Raw genomic sequence first — 16,158 nt, forward strand, 5'->3', positions numbered from 1 at the left:
CCATGAAGTTGGAGTCGCTAGTAATCGCAGATCAGCAACGCTGCGGTGAATACGTTCCCGGGCCTTGTACACACCGCCCGTCACGTCACGAAAGTCGGTAACGCCCGAAGCCGGTGGCCCAACCCCTCGTGGGAGGGAGCCGTCGAAGGCGGGATCGGCGATTGGGACGAAGTCGTAACAAGGTAGCCGTACCGGAAGGTGCGGCTGGATCACCTCCTTTCTAAGGAGCATCTCGCTCGGCGACCGGAAGGGTTGTCGGGTGCAGAGCCGCGCCCAGGGCAGGACGGTCCACCATCCGCGGTGGGCCGCGGGTTCCTGGGGTGGTGCTCGAGGGTGGAACGCTGACCAGTTCGGCCGGCCGCGGTCGCGGCCCGCTAGTACGACCTGCTCGCAAGGGCAGGTGGGGAACGCGGGTGTGCCTCCGGGGGTCGGTCGTAGGCACGCTGTTGGGTCCTGAGGGAGCGGATTCCTGTTCGCCGGCCGTGGCCGGTGGGTGGGGGTGCTGCACCTCTGTCCGGGCCTGTCCCGATCTCACATCGCCGCAGTTGGTGCGGGCCGGTGGGGTCGACGGGGGCGGGTGACGGGTTGGTCGTTGAGAACTGCACAGTGGACGCGAGCATCTTTGAGCTCCGACTTCTTTGAGGGTCGGAGTTTTCAGTTCGATGGTTTGTGGGTTTTTGTGTGGTCAAGATGTTGAGGGCACACGGTGGATGCCTGGGCACCAGGAGCCGATGAAGGACGTGGGAGGCTGCGAGAAGCCTCGGGGAGCTGCCAACCGAGCGTTGATCCGAGGATGTCCGAATGGGGAAACCCCGCACCAGTCATGTGGTGTGACCCGCGCCTGAACACATAGGGCGTGTGGAGGGAACGTGGGGAAGTGAAACATCTCAGTACCCACAGGAGAAGAAAACAACCGTGATTCCGTGAGTAGTGGCGAGCGAAAGCGGAAGAGGCTAAACCGTTTCCATGTGATACCCGGCAGGGGTTGTGGAGACGGGGTCGTGGGACGCGTGTGTGCCGGTGCTGCCGCGCCGGCGGGAAGTCAGAAAAGATCGTGGTTAGGGGAAGGCCTCTGGAAGGGGTCGCCGTAGAGGGTGAGAGCCCCGTACCCGAAAGCCCGGTCTCTTCCTTTCGCGTGTTCCCAAGTAGCACCGAGCCCGTGGAATTCGGTGTGAATCGGGCGGGACCACCCGCTAAGCCTGAATACTCCCTGGTGACCGATAGCGGACGAGTACCGTGAGGGAAAGGTGAAAAGTACCCCGGGAGGGGAGTGAAATAGTTCCTGAAACCGTGTGCCTACAAGCCGTCAGAGCCGTGAAGCCGCGCCTCGTGCGCGGGCGGTGATGGCGTGCCTTTTGAAGAATGAGCCTGCGAGTTAGCGGTACGTGGCGAGGTTAACCCGTGTGGGGTAGCCGTAGCGAAAGCGAGTCCGAACAGGGCGAGTTCCAGTCGCGTGCTCTAGACCCGAAGCCGGGTGATCTACCCATGGCCAGGTTGAAGCGCGGGTAAGACCGCGTGGAGGACCGAACCCACCAGGGTTGAAAACCTGGGGGATGAGCTGTGGGTAGGGGTGAAAGGCCAATCAAACCCGGTGATAGCTGGTTCTCCCCGAAATGCATTTAGGTGCAGCGTCGCGTGTTTCTTGCCGGAGGTAGAGCACTGGATGGCCGATGGGCCCCACAAGGTTACTGACGTCAACCAAACTCCGAATGCCGGTAAGTGAGAGCGCGGCAGTGAGACTGCGGGCGATAAGGTTCGTAGTCGAGAGGGAAACAGCCCAGATCATCGGCTAAGGCCCCTAAGCGTGTGCTAAGTGGAAAAGGATGTGGGATCGCAGTGACAACCAGGAGGTTGGCTTAGAAGCAGCCATCCTTGAAAGAGTGCGTAATAGCTCACTGGTCAAGTGGTTCCGCGCCGACAATGTAGCGGGGCTCAAGCACACCGCCGAAGCCGTGGCACTCCGCCGTGACCCCGTCGACACCTGCGTGGTGCCGGCCAGGGGGCGGGGTGGGTAGGGGAGCGTCGTGTGGCGGGTGAAGCGGCGGCGGAAGCCAGCCGTGGACGCCACGCGAGTGAGAATGCAGGCATGAGTAGCGAGAGGGGAGTGAGAACCTCCCCCGCCGGAAGACCAAGGGTTCCTGGGCCAGGCTAATCCGCCCAGGGTGAGTCGGGACCTAAGGCGAGGCCGACAGGCGTAGTCGATGGACAACGGGTTGATATTCCCGTACCCGCGAAGGAGCGCCCATGCCCAGGCCAGTGATGCTGACCCACCGAAACCGGTGCCGGCTTTCGAGCCGGTGCTGGGAGTAGCTGGGGACCCGAGCTGGTAGTAGGCAAGCGATGGGGTGACGCAGGAAGGTAGTCGGGCCGGTGAGTGGTGGTACCGGTGCAAGGGTGTGGCCCGCGCCGCAGGCAAATCCGTGGCGCACGAAGGGTGAGGCCTGACGCGTAGCCGAATGAGGCGAATCCGATGATCCTATGCTGCCGAGAAAAGCCTCTAGCGAGTTCCGAGCGGCCCGTACCCCAAACCAACTCAGGTGGTCAGGTAGAGAATACCGAGGCGATCGAGCGAACTGTGGTTAAGGAACTCGGCAAAATGCCCCCGTAACTTCGGGAGAAGGGGGGCCTCCGTCCGTGAAGGCACGTGCTGCCGGCAGCGGAGGGGGGCCGCAGAGACCAGTGAGAAGCGACTGTTTACTAAAAACACAGGTCCGTGCGAAGTCGTAAGACGAGGTATACGGACTGACGCCTGCCCGGTGCTGGAACGTTAAGGGGACGGGTTAGCCGCGAGGCGAAGCTCAGAACTCAAGCGCCAGTAAACGGCGGTGGTAACTATAACCATCCTAAGGTAGCGAAATTCCTTGTCGGGTAAGTTCCGACCTGCACGAATGGCGTAACGACTTCTCAGCTGTCTCAACCACAGGCTCGGCGAAATTGCACTACGAGTAAAGATGCTCGTTACGCGCGGCAGGACGGAAAGACCCCGGGACCTTCACTACAGCTTGATATTGGTGTTCGGTTCGGCTTGTGTAGGATAGGTGGGAGACTGCGAAGCCGGCACGCCAGTGTCGGTGGAGTCGCCGTTGAAATACCACTCTGGTCGAATTGGATGTCTAACCTCGGTCCGTGATCCGGATCAGGAACAGTGTCAGGTGGGTAGTTTAACTGGGGCGGTTGCCTCCCAAAATGTAACGGAGGCGCCCAAAGGTTCCCTCAGCCTGGTTGGCAATCAGGTGTCGAGTGCAAGTGCACAAGGGAGCTTGACTGTGAGACCGACGGGTCGAGCAGGAGCGAAAGCTGGGACTAGTGACCCGGCACCGGCAGGTGGAAGCGGTGTCGCTCAACGGATAAAAGGTACCCCGGGGATAACAGGCTGATCTTCCCCAAGAGTCCATATCGACGGGATGGTTTGGCACCTCGATGTCGGCTCGTCGCATCCTGGGGCTGGAGTAGGTCCCAAGGGTTGGGCTGTTCGCCCATTAAAGCGGTACGCGAGCTGGGTTTAGAACGTCGTGAGACAGTTCGGTCCCTATCCGCCGTGCGCGTAAGAGACTTGCGAAGAGCTGTCCCTAGTACGAGAGGACCGGGACGGACGAACCTCTGGTGTGCCAGTTGTACCGCCAGGTGCACTGCTGGTTGGCTACGTTCGGCAGGGATAACCGCTGAAAGCATCTAAGCGGGAAGCTCGCTTCAAGATGAGGTCTCTCACCGGGTCAACCGGGTAAGGCCCCCGCCCAGACCAGCGGGTTGATAGGCCGGAAGTGGAAGCGCCGCAAGGCGTGCAGCTGACCGGTACTAACAGGCCGAGGGCTTGACCACACACCCCTATATCTTTTCGTGTCTCGCGTCCACTGTGCGGTTCTGAACGCACCCAGCCCCCCCACCCCCCAGGATCATCGGGGGCGGGGCCGGGACCACGTTCACAGCGTTACGGCGGCCATGGCGAGAGGGAAACGCCCGGTACCATTCCGAACCCGGAAGCTAAGCCTCTCAGCGCCGATGGTACTGCCCCGGAGACGGGGTGGGAGAGTAGGACGCCGCCGGACAACCATTCAGGAACGGGGGTCGGAGCCATTGGCTCCGGCCCCCGTTTCGCTTGTCCGGCACACCATTCCGGTGCTCCGACGAGTGCCGCCCTTTCGACCGAGGTACTGACGACGACATGACTGCTCCTCGACGAGGCTCCGCCGGACGTGGCCGCCCCGACGGCCAGGACCCGCGCGGCGGTGCACGCCCGCGGCGGGACGACCGGGCGGGTGGCTCCTCCAGCGGTGGGGCGACCGGTCAGCGGGGATCCGGCTCCGGCCGGCAGGGCGCCCAGGGCCGCCGCGACGGCGCCGCCCCGGGTGAGCGCAGCGGCCGGCCCCTCGCCGGTGGCCGCCGTGCCGGAGGCCAGCAAGAGCGCCGACCCGGTGGGGACCGCGGTGACGCGGGATGGCAGGACCGCCGTCCGGTGGCCGGTGGACGCTCCGAGGGTTCGTGGCGGGACCGCCGTCCGACCGGTGACCGGGCCGAGCGCTCCTGGCAGGACCGCCGTCCGACCGGTGACCGGGCCGAGCGCTCCTGGCAGGACCGCCGTCCGACCGGTGACCGGGCCGAGCGCTCCTGGCAGGACCGCCGTGCCGGTGGCGACCGCACGGAGCGCCCGTCGCAGGACCGCCGTCCCGCCGGCGACCGCCCGCAGCGGTCCTGGCAGGACCGGCGTCCCGGGACCGACCGGACCGAGGGCTCCTGGCGTGATCGTCGCAGCGGTGGCGGCGACCGGCCGGAGGGCTCCTGGCGGGACCGCCGTCCTACCGGGGACCGTCCCGGCAGCGACCGGGGCCGCGACGGCCACGGAGCGGGCCCGCAGGGCGGTGGCCGGTCCTGGGAGGACCGCCGGTCGGGCCGCCCGACGGACCGCGGCGAGCGCCCGACCGGCCGGCACCGGGACCAGGCCGCCGGCCGCCCGGGTCGCCCGGCGGGCGCGGGACGTCCCGACCGGTCCGGTGGAGGCAACTGGCGCGAGCGCCGGCCGGGCGAGGACCGTCGCGGCCGCGCCGGCGGACCGGCCAGGGTCGACCGCACGCCCCCGGCGCCCGCCGGCCCCCCGCTGCCCGACTGGGCCGACCCGCGGGATCTCGACCCCGCCGTCCGCGCCGGCCTCCGGGGGCTGGACTTCCGCAACGCGGAGACCGTCGCGCGGCACCTGGTGGTCGCCGGTGCGCTCGTCGACGAGGACCCCGCGCAGGCGCTCGCGCACGCCCGGGCGGCGCGCGACCGGGCGTCCCGGATCGCCCTCGTGCGGGAGGCCGTCGGGGTCGCCGCCTACCACGCCGGGGACTACGCCGAGGCCTCGCGCGAGCTGCGCGCCTACCGGCGGATGAGCGGCGACCAGGGCTACCGGGCCGTGCTGGCCGACTGCGAGCGGGCGCAGGGACGTCCCGAGGTGGCGCTGCGGCTGGTCCGCGAGGCGCTGGCCGAGCAGCCGGACCGCGACGAGACCGTGGAGTTGCGGCTCGTCGAGGCGGGCGCCCGCCAGGACCTCGGCGAGGTGCCCGCGGCCCGCCTCGTGCTCGAGGGCGCGCTCGGCGGGCGACCCCAGCCCGACCGGGTGGACTGGGACGACGAGCCCACCCGCCGGCTGGCCATCGCCTACGCCGGCCTGCTCACCGCCGTCGACGACCCGGCCGCCGCCGCCTGGCAGGAGGCCGTGGCCGCTGCCGAGCCCGAGGACGAGGACGTCGCCTTCGGCGAGGAGGAGCTGCCGGAGGTCCCCGACGTCGAGCCGGTCGCGGACGACGCCCTGGTGGCGGACGAGGTCGACGTCGACGCGGACGACGCCTTGGTGGCGGACGAGGTCGACGCGGGCGACGACGAGCTGGACTTCGACGCCGACGTGGAGCGCGAGGTGGCCGAGCTGCTCGGTGAGGTCGAGCCGCCCGCCGAGGACGAGCCCGGGCACTGACCACCGACGATCGGGTCCCTGTCGTCCACACCGCCGCCGCGGGTCCACAGGCGCCGCGGCGTGCTTCCCGGGGGGCCGGGGCCGGGTGAGGCTGCCGCCATGAGCGTGGCAGTCATCGACCGGAACGACGTGGTGCTCCGCGGGCGGCTCTCGGCCCCCGCGGAGCTCAAGAGCCTCCCCAGCGGGGACACCCTGGTGAGCTTCCGCCTCGTGGTGCGCCGGCCCGAGCCGCGGGCCCGCGGGCAGTCGGTGGACGTGCTGACCTGCATCACCTACGACCGCGCGCTGCAGCGGCGGGTGGCGGCCTGGGAGGCCGGGGACGTCGTCGAGGTCGAGGGGGCGCTGCAGCGGCGGTTCTGGCGGACGCCGGGCGGCACGGCCTCGGTGTGCGAGGTCAACTGCCGCCGCGGCCGCAAGGTGCCGCGCAGCAGCGCCGGGGGGACGGTGCGGACGGCGTGACGGTCGGCGGGCCGGGCCGTCGCCGCCGGTCAGTCCCCGTGGGGGCGCAGGACCAGCCCGGTCCGCGGCTTGGGGACGAACAACGTCGACTTCCTCGGCATGCGGGCCCCTGCCCGCGCCACCGCGGCGACGTCCGTGGGGGAGGGCGGCCGCAGCAGCAGCGCCACGCCGTGGCGACGGTCGGCCAAGCCCAGCGCCTCGGGGACGTCGTGGGCCACGAGCACCGACCCGGGGTCATCGGGCCGGCCCCACAGGTGCCCGATCAGCCCGGTCGTGGCCAGCACGACGTCGAGGCCGCGCCAGGCCGGCGGCGCCTCGGCGGGCACGGTCGCCCGGACCTCGTCCGACGGCTCGGACAGGCGCAGCAGCCGGCGGCCGTCGCTGAGCAGGAAGAGGACCTCGGCGGAGGCGTGCGCGTGGCGCACGGCGGCCTCGACGTCGTCGGGGTCCGGGCCGGCGGGGACCTCGGTGACGGTGAACCCTCGGGCGGCGGCCTCCGCGGCCGCGTCGAGGGAGAGGTCGGGCACGACCCGGTGGATCGCCTCGACCCGCAGCCCGCCGGCACCCATCGGCGTGAGCAGCGCGAGCACCCGGCAGTCGCCGTCGGGACGGGTCCGGTGCAGCGCGCGAGCCGCGGCGAAGCGGTGGTGGCCGTCGGCGATCACCGCGCCGGTGCGGGCGAGGGCCTCGGACAGGCGGCGCAGCACGTCCGGGTCGGCGACGCGCCACAGCCGGTGCCGGACACCGTCGGGGTCGGTGACGTCCATCGTGGGCGGGCCGGCCGGCGCCGCCTGCGTCAGCGCGGCGACCTCCGGCTCCGGGTCGTGGGCCAGGACGATCGGCTCGAGGTCGGTGGCCGTGGCCGCGAGCAGCGCGCGGCGGCCCTCCACGGCGGCCGGGAAGGTGTCCTCGTGCGGCAGCACCGCGCGGCCACCCCCGGCGGCGACCGCGACCGCGCCCAGCCAGCCGACCGTGGCCGCGCCCTCGACGGGCTGCATCTCGTACAGCCACAGGGCCGGCTCACCGTCCCGGACGAGCACCCCGGCGTCCTCCCACTCGCGCAGCGTGCGGGCCGCGCGGGCCGCGGTGCCCTCGCCGGCGCTGCCGCCGCAGGGGCCGTTGGCCCCGGCCGTGCCGGGTCCGGACGTGCCGCCGGGCAGGATGAGGCGGACGATGTTGTGCGGATCGGCGGCGGCCAGCCGCTCGCGGCCGTCCGGCGTCACCAGGTCGTAGGCTGGCGAGCTCACGCGGGCCAGGTGCCCGGGGTCGTGTCGCCGGTAGGTCAGGGCCCGGAACGGACGGACGTCCAGTCCCGCCACAGCGTGGGACAGGGGGCCTGCCGACGACGAGTGCACGACGGGATCGTAGGAGCCGTCGGCCGCGCACTGCCGCGGCAGCCGGGTCCCCGGTCCCTTCCGGGCCTCGCACCGCCCGGCGCGCACGCGAGCGGCAGGAGCGGGAGGACAGCGGTGTCGACAGCAGGCTCACCGGAGGACGAGCTCCCGGGCGGGGGAGTGCCCGAGGGCGGGGTCTACGAGTGGTACCGGCGCGGCCTGGACCTGCTCAGCGGCGGCGACCCGGCGGCTGCGGCGACCCTGCTCGCCCGGGCGGCGGAGGCCGAGCCCGGCTCGCGCAGCATCCTCGAGGCGCTGGCTCGCGCGCAGTACGACGCCGGGCGCTACCGCGACGCCATCGACAGCTTCGCCGAGCTGGCGGCGGTCAACCCCACCGACGACTACGCCCAGTTCGGCCTGGGCATGGCCGCCAGCCGGGCCGGCGAGCTGGGCCTGGCCGCCGAGCACCTCGCGCTGGCGGTCGCCATGCGCCCGGATCAGGCGCACTACGCCCGCGCCCTGCGCGGCGTGCGGGCCCGGCGCGCGTCGGGAGGGGGAGCGGCGTGAGCGACCCGTCCGCGCGGCCGGCTCTCGCGGCGGGCAGTCCCCGGCCGCCGGCCGAGGTGCACGACGTCGCGCTGCTGGACCTCGACGGCGTCGTCTACGTCGGGCCGGACGCGGTGCCCGGCGTGCCGCAGGCCCTCGCCACCGCCCGCGAGCGGGGGATGCGGCTGGGCTTCGTCACCAACAACGCCGCCCGCCCGCCGGAGGAGGTGGCGCGCCACCTGACCGACCTCGGCGTGCCGGCGAGCGCGGACGAGGTCATCACCAGCTCCCAGGCGGCGGCCTCTGTGGTGGCCGGGATGGTCGGGCCGGGCGCGCGGGTGCTGCCCGTCGGTGGCCCCGGTGTCGCGGCGGCGCTGCGCGCGGCCGGGCTCACCGTCGTGGGGCGCGCCGAGGACGAGCCGGCCGCGGTGGTGCAGGGCTACGGCCGCGAGGTGGGCTGGGCGCAGCTGGCCGAGGCGGTGGTCGCCGTCCGCAACGGCGCCCGCCACGTGGCCACCAATGCCGACGCGACCATCCCCTCGCCGCGGGGCCCGCTGCCCGGCAACGGGGCGATGGTCGGCGTGGTCCGCGACGTGACCGGGCGCGAGCCGCTGGTCACCGGCAAGCCGGACCCCGCCATGCACGCCGAGTGCGTCCGCCGCACCGGCGCCGAGCGCCCGCTGGTCGTCGGCGACCGGCTGGACACCGACGTCGAGGGCAGCCACCGGGCCGGCGCGGCCAGCCTGCTGGTCCTCAGCGGTGTCACCGTCCCCGCCACCCTGCTGGCCGCCGGCCCGCTGCACCGCCCCGACCTGCTGGCCGCCGACGCCGGCGGCCTGCTGGTGCCGCACCCGCCGGTCACCGCCGAGGACGGCGGCTGGCGCTGCGGGGGCTGGCTGGCCACCGCGGACGGCGCCGGCCTCCTGGAGCTGCGCGCCGGGGACGGGGACGGCCTGGACGGGCTCCGCGCGCTGTGCCTCGCCGCCTGGACGGGAACGCCCGAGGGCGCTCCGGTGCGGGTGCGCGCCGCCGACGGCGAGGCGCGCCGGGTGCTCGCCGCGTGGGGCCTGGCAGAGCGGTGAGACGGCCCGCCGGCACCCCGGGCCGGGGGACCCCGCGGGGCGTCCGCGGCCCCCTCGGGCGGCCCGCGCCGTCGTCCCCGGCCGGTACCCTCGCAGGCCGGGGGCGCTGCACCGCGCCGCCCCGTGCCCGCCGTCCGGCGACCCCGATCCCCGCCCCGTCCGAGAGGCCAGCGCCATGACCGAGCCGACCCGGCCGCGACCGGTCCCCGGCCCGCCGCGGCCCGGTCCCGCGGGCGTCCCGGCCCGGCCCGTCGCCGCGGGGCCCGCCGTCGACGCGGCGGCCGCCGGCCCGGGCGCCGGCGCGGGCGCCGGCGCGCCCGAGCAGCCGGGTGCGCGGTTCGCCGACCTGGCGCAGCGCCCGGTGGGGGAGCACGTCGCCGTCTTCGAGGCCGAGCACGACCGCCTGAAGGCCGAGCTCGGCACGATCGACCAGCTCTGATGCCGCGCCGCAGCCGACTCGACGCCGAGCTGGTCCGCCGGGGCCTGGCCCGCTCCCGCGAGCACGCCGTCGAGCTGATCACCGAGGGGCGGGTCGCCGTCGCCGGGCGCGCCGCCACCAAGCCGGCCACCGGCGTGGAGGCCGGCACCCCCGTCGTCGTCCGCACCGACCCCGACGAGCACCGCTGGGTCTCCCGCGGCGCGCACAAACTGCTCGGCGCCCTGGACGCCCTCGCCGTGCCGGTCGAGGGCCGCCGCGCCCTGGACGCCGGCGCCTCCACCGGGGGCTTCACCGAGGTGCTGCTGACCCGGGGCGCGCGCGAGGTGGTGGCCGTCGACGTCGGCTACGGCGAGCTGGCCTGGTCGCTGCGCACCGACGACCGGGTGCGGGTGCACGAGCGCACCAACGTCCGCACGCTGACGCCCGAGCGGATCGACGGCCCGGCCGACCTGGTGGTGGCCGACCTGTCGTTCATCTCGCTGCGGCTGGTGCTGCCCGCGCTCACCGCCTGCGCCACCGACGACGCCGACCTGCTGCCCATGGTGAAGCCGCAGTTCGAGGTCGGCCGCGAGCGGCTGGGCTCGGACGGGGTGGTGCGGGACCCGGCGGCGCGCGCGGCGGCCGTGCTCGAGGTCGCCGAGGCCGCGGCCGCACTCGGCTGGGGCACCGCCGGCGTCGTCGCCAGCCCGCTGCCCGGCCCGGCCGGCAACGTCGAGTTCTTCCTGCGGCTGCGCCGCGACGCCGGCGCGCCGGCCGAGGAGGACGTGCGCCGCGCCGTCGAGGAGGGACCACGGTGACGCGGGGGACCGGCCGGGCGGGGACGCCCGTCCGGGGGGACGCTGGGGACCGGCGGCGGACGCCGCGGCACAGGGCACGGGCGGGCAGAGCAGCCCGGATCGAGGAGGACCGATGAGCGAGGCCGGCCAGGGCGGATGGCGCCCGGGAGGCGGGCGGCACGTGCTGCTGGCCGTGCACACCGGGCGGCAGGACATCACCGAACTGGCCCGCAGCTCCGCCGCGCGGCTGGCGCGCGCCGGCATCACCGTGCGCGTGCTCGACGACGAGGCCGAGGCGCTGGGCATCGAGGGCGCCGAGGTGGTCCCCGCCGACGCCGAGGCCGCCCGCGGCGCCGAGATCGTCATGGTCTTCGGCGGCGACGGCACCTTCCTGCGCGCCGCGGAGCTCGCCCGTTACAGCCACGCCGCGCTCATGGGCGTCAACCTCGGCCGCGTCGGCTTCCTCGCCGAGACCGAGCCCGAGGCGGTCGAGGAGACGCTGACGGCCATCGAGCAGTGCGAGTACTCGGTGGAGAAGCGGCTGGCCATCGAGGTCGACGTCCTGGACGCGGCGGGCAACGTCGTCGCCGGCACGTGGGGGCTCAACGAGGTGTCCGTGGAGAAGGCCGAGCGCTCGCGGGTGCTCGACGTCGTGGTCTCCATCGACGGGCGGCCGCTGACCAGCTTCGGCTGCGACGGCGTCCTGTTCGCCACCCCCACCGGCTCCACCGCCTACGCGTTCTCCGCCGGCGGCCCGGTGGTGTGGCCCGACGTCGAGGCGATGTTGCTGGTCCCCAGCAACGCGCACGCGCTGTTCTCCCGGCCGCTGGTCACCTCGCCCGACGCCGTGCTCTCGGTCGCGATCCCGCCCGACGGCAACCGCGCCCGCGTCTCGGCCGACGGCCGGCGCGCCCTCGACGTGCCCGACGGCGGCCGCGTCGACGTGCGGCGCGCGGCCCGGCCCGTGCGCATCGCGCGGGTGCACACGACGACGTTCGGGGACCGGCTGGTCGCCAAGTTCGGGCTGCCGGTGCGCGGCTTCCGCGAGGTCCGCCGGCACGACCCCGGCCACGAGCTGCGGCCCTCGCGCAACGTCCTCGCCCGCGACGTCGTGGCCTACCCGGGCAACGGCGACGGGGGCGTCCGGGAGGAGGTGCGCGGTGGCACCGCGGACCCCGACGCGTGAGCGCACCGGCCGCGCGCGCACCGCGCCGGCCGCCGACGCCGCCGTCCCGGCCGACGCCGACGGCGCCCGCCCGCCCGCCCGCGGGGAGGCCGCGCCGCGCGCCGCGCACGGCCTCGGCCGGCTGACCGAGCTGCGCATCCGCGGCCTGGGCGCGATCGACGACGTCACCCTCGAGCTCGGCCGCGGCCTGACCGTCGTCACCGGCGAGACCGGCGCGGGCAAGACGATGGTCGTCACCGGCCTGACGCTGCTGTTCGGCGGCCGCGCCGACCCCGGCCGGGTGCGCGCCACCGGGCGGGCCGGCGTCGAGGGCCGGCTGGAGCTGCCGCCGGACTCCCCGGTGTGGGAGCGGGCCGCCGACGCCGGCGCCGAGCCCGACGACGACGGCAGCCTGATCCTCGCCCGCACGGTCAACGCCGAGGGCCGCTCGCGGGCGCACCTGGGCGGGCGCAGCGTGCCGGTCGGCGTGGTCTCCGAGCTCGCCGAGGGCCTGCTGGCCGTGCACGGGCAGAGCGACCAGCTGCGGCTGTCCCGCCCGGCCGAGCAGCGGCACGCCCTCGACCGCTACGCCGGGCCCGCGCACCTGCAGCTGCTGGAGACCTACCGCGCCGCCTACGCGCGGTGGCGGGAGCTCGCCGCCGACCTCGACCGCCGCCGCGGTCAGGCCCGCGAGCTGGCCCAGGCCGCCGATGTGCTGCGGCACGGCCTGGAGGAGATCGAGGCGCTGGCGCCCGAGCCGGGCGAGGACGAGGCGCTCGACGCGCAGGCCAAGCGGCTGGGCGACGCCGACGCGCTGCGCGCCGCGGTCGACGAGGCGCGGATGGCGCTGGTCGGCGACGTCACCGGCGACCTCGGCGCCGAGGGGCTGCCGCAGGACGCCACCGCGGCGCTGGCCACCGCCGAGCGCGCGCTGGCGGGCACCGACGACCCCGCGCTGGTCCTGCTCGCCCGCGACCTCGCCGACGCCGTCGCGGTCGTGTCCGACGTGAGCGTGCAGCTGGCCGGGTACGTCGCCGACCTCGACGCCGACCCCGCGCGGCTGGCCGAGGTGCTCGACCGGCGGGCGGCGATCACCGCGCTGGTGCGCAAGTACGCCGACCCGGGGGAGGGGCTGGCCGGCGTGCTGGGCTGGGCCGAGGACGCGCGCGCCAAGCTCGACGCGCTCGACGTCTCCGACGAGGCCCTCGAGGCGCTGGAGGCCGCCCGCGACACCGCCCGGGCCGAGGTCGACGACCTCGCCGCCCGCATCTCGGCCGGCCGCCGCGCCGCCGCCGACGGGTTCGCCGCCGAGGTGGGCCGGGAGCTCGCGGGCCTGGCGATGAAGAGCGCGCGGGTCTCCTTCTCGATCGACAGCCACCCCGACCAGCCCGGGCCCGACGGCGTCGACGAGGTCGCGCTGCTCATGGCCGCCCATCCCGGCGCCCCGCCGCGGCCGGTGCACCGCGGCGCCTCCGGCGGTGAGCTGTCCCGGGTGATGCTCGCGATCGAGGTGGTCTTCGCCGGCGCCGACCCGGTGCCGGTGATGGTCTTCGACGAGGTCGACGCCGGCGTCGGCGGGCAGGCCGCCGGCGAGATCGGGCGGCGGCTGGCCCGGCTGGCCCGCGACCACCAGGTCGTCGTCGTCACCCACCTCGCGCAGGTGGCCGCCTTCGCCGACACCCACCTCGTGGTCGACAAGTCCCCGGACACCGCCGCGGGCGTCACCGCCACCGACATCCGCGCCGTCGACGGCGAGGACCGGGTGCGGGAGCTGGCGCGCATGCTGTCGGGCCTGGCCGACAGCGACACCGGGCAGGCGCACGCCCGCGAGCTGCTCGCCGTCGCCGCCGCGGCCCGCACCGCGTAGCGGCCCGCCCGGTCGCACACGACCGGGTGGCGGGACGCAGGAGTGTCGATCGCGGAACGCGGGTAGGCCGACACCGTGCGCGCCGATGCCCCGCTCCCGTTCCCCCTCGCCGCGGCCCGCGCCGCCCGGACCGCCGGGGGCCACCGGTGAGCTGCTTCAGCTCCGCCGACGAGTCGGCGCACTACGGCTTCTCGGTCTGCATGCTGCTGCAGCAGTACCACGAGCAGCTGGGGTGGGAGTCCGCGCCGCTGGTCGAGCTGGGCACCGGTGACGCCTCGGCGGTCGCCGACGTCGTGCAGGGCCTGCCCGGCCTGCGCATCCGCAGCTACGACATCAGCGAGGACTCGGTGCGGGAGGCGCAGGCGAACATCGCCGGACGCGGGGTCGCCGACCGCTACACCGTCGAGCTCGGCGACTTCTTCGACCAGGCCGACGCCGCCGGCGGGGAGCCGGTGACCACCGCGATCGCCAACCCGCCCTACATCCCGGCGCCCGACCGCGACATCCTCATGCCCGAGCTGTGGGGCGGCGTCCGCGGCAACGACCTCACGCTGCAGCTGCTCAAGGCCGGCTACGAGCACGTGATCACCGCGGTCGCGAGCTACGCCGACCCGGTCACCACCGTCAGCACCGCCGCCGACCTCGGCTACCGGGTGGTCAACTTCCTCGCCATGGGCCTGGACTACGGGCGCTACAGCAGCGAGCCGAAGGTGCGCGAGCAGATCCGCCGGATCGTCGCCGAGGGCCGCGGCTGGGCCGGCGACGACGAGTACATGGTCGCCGTCGCGCTGTTCACGAAGGACCCGGAGATCCCCGGCGACCGCGCCGACCAGCTGCTGCGGGCGCTGCAGCTGCCGGCCTGAGCCCGGGCGCTCAGCCCAGCGGGACGCACAGCGCGACCGGGTCGTCGGCGCACGCCCCGGCGGTCACGGTCACCTCGTCCCAGGGGCCGGTGGCGTTCGACCCGGCCTCGTTGCGGAGCCCGGAGATCCGCAGCACCAGGTCGCTGGTGGGGGCGGCGTCGCGCGCGACGACGTGGACGGTCGCCGCGGCGCCGTACCCGGCCCCGGCGGCCAGGCCGAAGCCGTCGCGGGTGGGCGCGGTGTCCCCGTCCTGGCACCAGCGGGCCGACGGCGACGACGACGCGACGAACACCGCGGTGCCCGCCCGCGGGGCGCCGCCGTCCGCGGCGGTGAGCTCGACGGTCGCGGCGAGCCCGGCCTCGGCGAACGTGTCGTTGCCGAACCCGACCTCGACGGCGAGCGTCCGCACGGAGCCGTCGTCGGGCAGTGCGCAGTCCTGCGGGAAGGGCGGCGACAGCGGCGGCAGCCCGACCGCCACCGCGGACCGGGTGACGCGCACCGACCCGGTGAAGTCCAGCGGCCCGGAGGAGTCGGCCAGCTCCGCCGCGGCCACCTCGACCGGCGCGGGCGGTGGCGGGACGGAGGGGGCGGGCTCCGGGCTGCTCACCGCGACCGGCTGCTCCTCGTCCGGCGCCGCGACGGCGGCCAGCAGGCTGCACCCGGAGGTGGCGAGGAGGGCGAGGGCCGCCCCGGACAGGACGGCGGCCGGTCGCCGCAGCGCGCGCACGGCGCGCAGCCTGGCAGACGCCGGCCGGTTCCGGAACTCCTGCGGTCAGCGGCGCTTGGCGTAGCCGGCCAGGCCGAACTGCAGCAGCGACAGCCCGCGGCGGCCGGCGGTGCGCAGCTCCTCGGCCAGCTCGGGGCCGGTGACGCCGGCCAGCACCCGGTCGCGGGCGAGCTCCAGCAGCCGCCCGTAGAGCGCGGTGACCGCCGCGGCGGTGAGCTCGGGCTCGACCGCGCCGTCGCCGGCGCCGGTCTCGGCGCGGATCTGCGCGGCGAGCGCCGCGGTCAGCTCGCCGAGGATCTCCCGCTCGCGGGCCTGCAGCGTGCGCGAGCCCCGGACCACCCGGGCCATCGCGGCCACGCCCTCGGCGGCCTCGGGCGTCCCGAGCATGGACATCGCCCGGACGACGAACGTCCCCGCCGCCGCGGCCACCGACTCCCCGGCCGGGCGGGTGGCGACGGCGTCGAGCAGCGCGGCGCGCATCGGCGGGTCGGCGGCGAGGACCAGCCCCTCCTTGACCGGGAAGTGGTTGAAGACCGTCTTCTCGACCACGCCCGCGCGCTGCGCGATCTCCACGACGCTCACCGCGTCGAAGCCGCGCTCGGCGAACAGCTCGGCGGCGGCGTCGACGATCCGGTCGTGGGTCTCCCGCCGGCGGCGCTCGCGCACGCCCGAGCCGCGCCGCTCCCGCCGGCGCGCGGCCCGCCGCTCCCCGGCGGGCGCGTCCCCGGGCCGCCCCGCCGGGGCGGGCGGCGGGCCGCCCACGGGAGCCGGCGCGGGCGCCGGGCCCCCGGGCACCGCGCGGATGTGCGGGGGAGCCGTCGTCTCCGGCCCTTCCTCCGCGGCCCCGGGACGAGTCGCCGGGATGCTGGCAGCAGGAGCCGAACGTGTCACAGCGGGCAACGCTAGACAGCCCCGCGAGGGGATGGAGCGGTGCTGGTGGGGCGTGCGTGCCG

Annotated in this window: 12 protein-coding genes and 3 rRNA genes; 12 read left to right on the forward strand and 3 right to left on the reverse strand. The window is 74.6% G+C overall.

Annotated features, from left to right (window positions below; genetic code table 11):
- The 5 genes from ACI79B_RS14815 to ACI79B_RS14835 all read left to right on the forward strand — a co-directional run.
- A 16S ribosomal RNA gene (locus tag ACI79B_RS14815) occupies window positions 1-220 on the forward strand; the annotation flags it as partial.
- Window positions 221-683: 463 nt separating this feature from the next.
- Window positions 684-3,819 (forward strand): 23S ribosomal RNA (locus tag ACI79B_RS14820).
- Window positions 3,820-3,929: 110 nt separating this feature from the next.
- A 5S ribosomal RNA gene (rrf, locus tag ACI79B_RS14825) occupies window positions 3,930-4,046 on the forward strand.
- A 1,145-nt stretch (window positions 4,047-5,191) separates the two neighbouring features.
- On the forward strand, window positions 5,192-5,947 hold the full coding sequence (locus ACI79B_RS14830; RefSeq protein WP_456928708.1) for a tetratricopeptide repeat protein: 756 nt from the start codon (window positions 5,192-5,194) through the stop codon (window positions 5,945-5,947).
- Between the two features lie 99 nt (window positions 5,948-6,046).
- A complete protein-coding gene (locus tag ACI79B_RS14835; protein ID WP_456928709.1) occupies window positions 6,047-6,406 on the forward strand; it encodes a single-stranded DNA-binding protein in 360 nt (119 codons plus the stop codon).
- A gap of 29 nt (window positions 6,407-6,435) precedes the next feature.
- Here ACI79B_RS14835 and ACI79B_RS14840 read toward each other — a convergent pair whose 3' ends face one another.
- Window positions 6,436-7,761 carry a DUF1015 domain-containing protein gene (locus ACI79B_RS14840; RefSeq protein WP_456928710.1) on the reverse strand — a complete coding sequence of 442 codons (1,326 nt, stop codon included), beginning with the start codon at window positions 7,759-7,761 and terminating at the stop codon, window positions 6,436-6,438.
- A 114-nt stretch (window positions 7,762-7,875) separates the two neighbouring features.
- Here ACI79B_RS14840 and ACI79B_RS14845 point away from each other — a divergent pair, with 114 nt between their 5' ends.
- The 7 genes from ACI79B_RS14845 (at window position 7,876) to ACI79B_RS14875 (ending at window position 14,478) form a co-directional block, all read left to right on the forward strand.
- Window positions 7,876-8,307, forward strand: a complete 432-nt coding sequence (locus ACI79B_RS14845; RefSeq protein WP_456928711.1) for a tetratricopeptide repeat protein — start codon at window positions 7,876-7,878, stop codon at window positions 8,305-8,307.
- A complete protein-coding gene (locus ACI79B_RS14850) occupies window positions 8,304-9,368 on the forward strand; it encodes an HAD-IIA family hydrolase (RefSeq protein WP_456928712.1) in 1,065 nt (354 codons plus the stop codon). Before ACI79B_RS14845 ends, ACI79B_RS14850 begins: the two co-directional genes overlap by 4 nt.
- Before the next feature lie 175 nt (window positions 9,369-9,543).
- Entirely contained in the window at window positions 9,544-9,807 is a 264-nt protein-coding gene (locus ACI79B_RS14855) for a hypothetical protein (RefSeq protein ID WP_456928713.1), read from the forward strand.
- The gene (locus ACI79B_RS14860) at window positions 9,807-10,604 is read left to right on the forward strand and encodes a TlyA family RNA methyltransferase (protein ID WP_456928714.1); all 798 of its coding nucleotides are present in this window, start codon (window positions 9,807-9,809) and stop codon (window positions 10,602-10,604) included. Before ACI79B_RS14855 ends, ACI79B_RS14860 begins: the two co-directional genes overlap by 1 nt.
- Window positions 10,605-10,716: 112 nt before the next feature.
- Window positions 10,717-11,769: an NAD kinase gene (locus ACI79B_RS14865; RefSeq protein WP_456928715.1), complete on the forward strand. Its 1,053-nt coding sequence runs from the start codon at window positions 10,717-10,719 to the stop codon at window positions 11,767-11,769.
- The gene (recN, locus tag ACI79B_RS14870; RefSeq protein WP_456928716.1) at window positions 11,744-13,615 is read left to right on the forward strand and encodes a DNA repair protein RecN; all 1,872 of its coding nucleotides are present in this window, start codon (window positions 11,744-11,746) and stop codon (window positions 13,613-13,615) included. The genes ACI79B_RS14865 and recN overlap by 26 nt, the downstream gene beginning before the upstream one ends.
- A 146-nt stretch (window positions 13,616-13,761) precedes the next feature.
- Entirely contained in the window at window positions 13,762-14,478 is a 717-nt protein-coding gene (locus tag ACI79B_RS14875; RefSeq protein ID WP_456928717.1) for a methylase, read from the forward strand.
- 10 nt (window positions 14,479-14,488) lie between these two features.
- On the opposite strand, the gene ACI79B_RS14880 is transcribed toward ACI79B_RS14875, so the two are convergent.
- Together ACI79B_RS14880 and ACI79B_RS14885 are read right to left on the reverse strand one after the other, a co-directional pair.
- A complete protein-coding gene (locus ACI79B_RS14880; protein ID WP_456928718.1) occupies window positions 14,489-15,205 on the reverse strand; it encodes a hypothetical protein in 717 nt (238 codons plus the stop codon).
- Between the two features lie 45 nt (window positions 15,206-15,250).
- The gene (locus ACI79B_RS14885) at window positions 15,251-15,871 is read right to left on the reverse strand and encodes a TetR/AcrR family transcriptional regulator (protein WP_456928719.1); all 621 of its coding nucleotides are present in this window, start codon (window positions 15,869-15,871) and stop codon (window positions 15,251-15,253) included.
- Between the last annotated feature and the right edge of the window lie 287 nt (window positions 15,872-16,158).

The sequence above is a fragment of the Geodermatophilus sp. SYSU D00879 genome, from assembly GCF_054050375.1.

Bases quoted from the DNA above. Each gene is read 5' to 3' on its own strand.
- ACI79B_RS14835 (WP_456928709.1), top strand. From the start codon at position 6,047: ATGAGCGTGGCAGTCATCGACCGGAACGACGTGGTGCTCCGCGGGCGG.
- ACI79B_RS14855 (WP_456928713.1), top strand. From the start codon at position 9,544: ATGACCGAGCCGACCCGGCCGCGACCGGTCCCCGGCCCGCCGCGGCCC.
- ACI79B_RS14860 (WP_456928714.1), top strand. From the start codon at position 9,807: ATGCCGCGCCGCAGCCGACTCGACGCCGAGCTGGTCCGCCGGGGCCTG.
- ACI79B_RS14865 (WP_456928715.1), top strand. From the start codon at position 10,717: ATGAGCGAGGCCGGCCAGGGCGGATGGCGCCCGGGAGGCGGGCGGCAC.